Source organism: Mycobacterium sp. (assembly GCF_032162105.1).
GTDB lineage: Bacteria > Actinomycetota > Actinomycetes > Mycobacteriales > Mycobacteriaceae > Mycobacterium.
Window position 1 is genome coordinate 1 of record NZ_JAVRPS010000003.1, and the last position, 2,927, is coordinate 2,927.

At 64.0% G+C, this 2,927-nt stretch carries 3 protein-coding genes and 2 pseudogenes; 3 read left to right on the forward strand and 2 right to left on the reverse strand.

What is annotated here, in order from left to right; translation table 11 throughout:
* Positions 1 to 388: 6-phosphofructokinase (locus QOC69_RS00100; RefSeq protein ID WP_526435131.1), on the reverse strand; the 388-nt coding region annotated here is incomplete at its 3' end.
* Positions 389 to 529: 141 nt separating this feature from the next.
* On the opposite strand from QOC69_RS00100, the pseudogene QOC69_RS00105 reads away from it, so the two are divergent.
* A pseudogene (locus QOC69_RS00105) lies at positions 530 to 727 on the forward strand (lipase family protein); the annotation flags it as partial.
* An 18-nt stretch (positions 728 to 745) separates the two neighbouring features.
* On the opposite strand, the gene QOC69_RS00110 reads toward QOC69_RS00105, so the two are convergent.
* On the reverse strand, positions 746 to 1,528 hold the full coding sequence (locus tag QOC69_RS00110) for a FadR/GntR family transcriptional regulator (protein ID WP_526435127.1): 783 nt from the start codon (positions 1,526 to 1,528) through the stop codon (positions 746 to 748).
* A 92-nt stretch (positions 1,529 to 1,620) separates the two neighbouring features.
* On the opposite strand from QOC69_RS00110, the gene QOC69_RS00115 reads away from it, so the two are divergent.
* Together QOC69_RS00115 and QOC69_RS00120 are read left to right on the forward strand one after the other, a co-directional pair.
* Positions 1,621 to 2,697, forward strand: a complete 1,077-nt coding sequence (locus tag QOC69_RS00115; RefSeq protein WP_526435129.1) for an acyl-CoA dehydrogenase family protein — start codon at positions 1,621 to 1,623, stop codon at positions 2,695 to 2,697.
* A gap of 114 nt (positions 2,698 to 2,811) precedes the next feature.
* Positions 2,812 to 2,927: pseudogene (locus QOC69_RS00120) on the forward strand (acyl-CoA dehydrogenase family protein); the annotation flags it as partial.

The window sequence follows — 2,927 nt, forward strand, 5'->3', positions numbered from 1 at the left end:
GGGTCGTCAATTCGATCGGTGTCAGCGCGCTTCGGTCGACTAGACCCGCGTAACCGAACCGGAACCCGTAAACCTTTGCAATGCCATACTTTTCGTGCAAGCAGAAGACGATGGAGCGGATGACATCATTCAAGCCGGGGCAAAGGCCGCCACATGTGACGATCCCGCACCGCAGGGCGGTGGGATCAAAGTAGATTTTCTCTTGCGGACCCGCCAGCTCGAAGGCGGGGGGATCGACGCCGGCCCGGAATTGCTCCCGAAGCTCATCGATATCCGCGCGGAACAAGAGCGGTTTCGATTTGTCCATGAACTGGGTTGCACGCAACGGAGAGACGATCGTGCACTCGCCTAGGCTGTCGGTGCGGAAATCTGGCGGCGCCGGTGTCATCTCCACCTCGTGACTGTTGAGACCTCGCCATCGTCGCCGATGCGGGCGACGCAGGCTTCCCCCGAACGAGCACCTTTTGCTCTCCTCCTCGGGGCATGCCCGGAGATACCACCACCAGCTAGGAGAACGACCGCCATGGGTCCTTGCCGTCAGCTCGGCCTCGACTGGTATGCCCGGGGAGCCGACGTCGAGTTCTGGACCAACCAGCAACCGCCCTTCCTCAACAAGCGCGTGGTCAACCATGCCCACACCCCGCTCGTCGACGGCGAGCACGGGATGCACTGGATCGCCGATCGCTTCAACGGACTGCCCACGACGCCCAACTGTAGACAGTTCTGAAGATAGTGCGGCGGTGAGTTATTGGCCCACGGCGGCGTCGCCGACGACGATCGCTTCGCGCTCATCGGATTCGGCCAACGCATCGGCGTAGCCGTGGACGTGCTTGCGCATTCGGCGTCCGGCAGTCTCGGAGTCGCGATCACGGATCGCACTGGTGATCATCCGGTGTGCAATGGTGGTCACCGCGCGCACATCGGTATCGACGAAGGCTTCATCCTCGGTGCCGGCATAGATTGCCTCCGACAACGCGATCATGAAGCCGATCAACAGCTCGTTGTGACTGGCAACCGCAACACCCACGTGCCAATCGAGATTGGACCGCAGGAACTGTTCGAGATCGGTGTCGGGCTCTGCGATTTCCTCGTTGGTCTTGTCGAGCACCGCCAAATCGTCGTCTGTGCGGTTGCGCGCGGCAAGTTCGGCGCAGAACGGTTCCAGCGCCTCCCTTGCCTCCATCAGGTCGATCAGTTTGATGTGCCTGCCACGGATGAGCATGCTCACGGAGCTCGCCATCGACTTGGTCGTGGGTCGCTGAACGAACGCTCCGCCCGCGCGGCCCGCTTTCACGCGAACGAGGTTCTGCACCTCGAGGATGCGCAGCGCTTCACGCACGGTGGCCCGGCTCATCTGCGTCTGTTTGACGAGTTCGCGCTCCGCCGGAAGCGGGACACCCTCGACGAGTTCGCCGTTGAGGATCCGCTCGCGCAACTGGCCGGCGAGCACGTCGGACGCCTTGGGGACGTCGACGGGGCTCAGCTTGAGGCCGGATCGCACGCGTGTGGCGGGTTCCGGTGCTTCCATCGCGTCCACCTCTTGGATTATGGTCAGACCTAAGATACCATTTATTTGATCGGCCCGTTCGCCGAACGGGATTGCGATTAGGAGCTACGCCAATGCACTGGGAGCTTTCCGAAGAACAGGATCTGTTTGTCGCCTCGCTGCGCGAGTGGCTGCACGAACGCGCCCAATCCGCGGCGGTGCGCGGTTGGCTCGATACCGGCGACCACACTCACTTCGAGCGTCTCTTCGTTGAGGAGGGTTGGGCCGGGGTCGGTTTCGACGAAGACCACGGCGGCCAGGGGGGCGGCGTGTTGGAGCTCGCCCTCGTCGCGCGCGAACTGGGCCGCGCGGCGGTGCCATCGGCCGGCTGGCTGCAATCGGCCATCGTGGCGCCGGTACTCGCCGACGAGGCGGACGTGTTGCGGGCCACGATGGAGGCCGGTGAGGTGACCGCATTGGCGGTGCGAGCCGACCGCATACCCGCACCGACATCGGTGCAGGTCCGCGGCGATCAGCTGCACGGACGGATACCCTGCGTACTCGGTGGGGCCCAGGCACGGCGATTCTTGGTTCCCGTGTGCCACGGCGACGCCACGGAGCTGTGGCTGGTGGACAGCGCGGCCGGGGGTATGGGGGTTCACCCCCGGCCGCTGCTGGACCGCTCGCGAGACGTTGCCGATATCACCCTCGACGACGTCGAGGCACGCCGACTCGATATCGATGCCACCGCAGCGCTGGGCGAAATCGCTACCAGAGCAGCGGTTCTGGTTGCCGCCGACGCGCTGGGCGCCTGCGAACGGATGCTCGGGCTGACCGTCGACTCCAGCACGCATCGACCCCAGTTCGGCCACCCGATCGGCTCGTTCCAAGCCGTCAAGCACGCCGCCGCCCAGATGCTTGTCACCGTGGAGTCCTCGATGTCCATCGCCTTCTACGCGGCACAATCGGTCGAGGAGCGCCTTGCCGAGTGCGCCACCCACGCGGCGGTGGCAAAGGCGCAAGTCACCGGTCACGCCGCCGACCTCGCCGATAGCGCGCTGACCCTTCACGGCGCCATCGGCTACACCTGGGAGCACGACCTGCAGCTGTTCTACAAGCGCGCCAAGCTCGACCGCGTGCTGTTCGGCACGCCCGCGGCATGGAACGAACGCATTGCAGACACCCTGCCGCTCCTTCCCCTCCCGGTCTGACCAGGCATCCCGAGACGGCCCGAAGGGGACTTTCTTTTTGGTCTGTCCATTAGTATAATTAGACACATAGGTTGCCTAGGTTGCCTGTCCCTGCAATGTCGATCGGAGATCAATGTGGACTTCGAGTTGAGCGAGGATCAGCAGACGATTCGCGCCGCGGTCGCTGAACTGGCAGGCAAGTTCGACGACCACTACTGGATGACCAAGGATCAGCGCCACGAGTTTCCGAC